Here is a 473-nt window from a genome sequence, read left to right on the forward strand (position 1 = left end):
CCGAGTCTTCGGGCTCGACGAGTCGCTCCAGACAATGAGCCCAGGCGCCGCTTTCCAGTGGCTCGGGCGACTCATCCGCTGTGTCGCCTTCGACCGCGACTTGTGCCTGCTCCAGGCAACGGGCCGGGTAGCGCGCCTGCGGGTCGCAAAGATAGCGGGCGGGCTGGTCGAACTGCCATTCGTAACCCGGCTGACGGGCCCGCTGCCAGGCTGCGATCTGCACCGGAAAGGCCTGTTGACGCAGGTTTAGCCAGGTCGTGTGGGCCCTGCCTGATGCGCTCTGGTTCGTCGCATTGTTGGCATCGAAGGCGCTGAAAGCCTCCAGCATGGCCTGGCCATCGGGACCGTTGCTGAACAGATGCCGAAAGTCATCGTTCGTGCAGTACAACATCGGACTCTGGCAGCGTTGCAGGCGCAAGGCGGCATCCTGCTCCAGACGCAGCAGGCGTGGAGCACTGAGCTGGATTTCGCTG

At 64.3% G+C, this 473-nt stretch carries 1 pseudogene; it reads right to left on the reverse strand.

The window, feature by feature from the left end:
• A pseudogene (locus tag CWE01_RS33185) lies at positions 1-473 on the reverse strand (hypothetical protein); the annotation flags it as partial.

This window comes from Pseudomonas sp. QS1027, from assembly GCF_002814235.1.
GTDB lineage: Bacteria > Pseudomonadota > Gammaproteobacteria > Pseudomonadales > Pseudomonadaceae > Aquipseudomonas.